This window comes from Pseudoalteromonas sp. B62, assembly GCF_037162565.1.
GTDB classification, from domain to species: domain Bacteria; phylum Pseudomonadota; class Gammaproteobacteria; order Enterobacterales; family Alteromonadaceae; genus Pseudoalteromonas; species Pseudoalteromonas fuliginea.
This window is the reverse complement of sequence record NZ_JARLVB010000004.1, coordinates 1-1,199: the sequence shown is the minus strand read 5'-3', so window position 1 is coordinate 1,199 and position 1,199 is coordinate 1. Positions and strand designations below refer to the sequence as shown.

Below are 1,199 nucleotides of genomic sequence, written 5' to 3'. Positions count from 1 at the left end.
GTATTAGTTCAGACAAGATCTGACAATTCAACTTGAAAAAGTGAGAGTTACCCGTTTTGATAAAGGTGTCGAATCTTTAAATCAAAACAAACAAAAAGGTAACTCTCATGTTGCATACTAACAATCCAATCATAAAACACAAAGCTGGTTTACTTAACCTTGCCGAAGAACTAGGCAATGTATCAAGAGCCTGTAAAGTCATGGGCGTATCACGAGATACATTTTATCGTTATCAAGAACTCGTTAATGAAGGTGGTATTGATGCATTAATCGAAAAGAACCGCCGTACACCAAATATAAAGAATCGCGTTGACGAAGAAACAGAGCAAGCCGTCATTAACTATGCAGTTGACTATCCTGCTCACGGTCAACATAGAACCAGCAATGAGCTTCGTAAGTTAGGCGTGTTTGTCTCAGGTAGTGGTGTTCGTTCAATCTGGTTGCGTCACGATTTAGAAAACTTCAAAAAACGATTGAAAGCATTGGAAAACAAAGTCGCTAATGAAGGCATTATTTTATCTGACGCTCAAGTTGCTGCGCTAGAAAAGAAAAAACATGACGATGAAGCCTGTGGTGAAATTGAAACAGCGCATCCCGGTTATCTTGGCTCACAAGACACATTTTATGTTGGTAACCTTAAAGGTGTTGGTCGTATCTATCAACAAACCTTTGTGGATACCTACAGTAAAGTCGCCTTTGCGAAGCTCTACACAACGAAAACGCCAATTACAGCGGCTGACATGCTCAATGATAAAGTATTGCCTTATTTCGAAGGTCACAAATTGCCTATGCTTAGAATATTAACTGACCGAGGAACTGAGTATTGCGGGCGAGTTGAGCATCATGATTATCAGCTATATTTGGCAATTAACGACATCGACCATACAAAAACGAAAGCAATGTCCCCGCAAACAAATGGTATCTGTGAGCGTTTCCATAAGACGATTTTGAACGAGTTCTATCAAATCACATTCCGCAAAAAGTTGTACGATTCAATGGAAAAACTACAAAAAGATCTGGACGAATGGATGGATTACTACAACAATGATCGGACTCATCAAGGAAAAGTATGTTGCGGTCGAACACCACTTGAAACATTACTGGATGGAAAAACGGTTTGGGCAGAAAAGAATTTAGCTCAAATCTAAACTAACAGTCACCATTAGAAAAATGGGTAACTGTCAGATCAAGTCTGAGCT

Annotated in this window: 1 protein-coding gene; it reads left to right on the top strand. The window is 39.4% G+C overall.

Going from position 1 to position 1,199, the window contains the following annotated elements; all coding sequences use genetic code 11:
• The first annotated feature begins 107 nt into the window (after positions 1 to 107).
• On the top strand, positions 108 to 1,148 hold the full coding sequence (locus P4S71_RS22925) for an IS481 family transposase (protein WP_337149778.1): 1,041 nt from the start codon (positions 108 to 110) through the stop codon (positions 1,146 to 1,148).
• Positions 1,149 to 1,199: the final 51 nt, after the last annotated feature.

Coding starts and splice junctions, on each gene's coding strand:
- P4S71_RS22925 (WP_337149778.1), top strand. CDS start 108: ATGTTGCATACTAACAATCCAATCATAAAACACAAAGCTGGTTTACTT.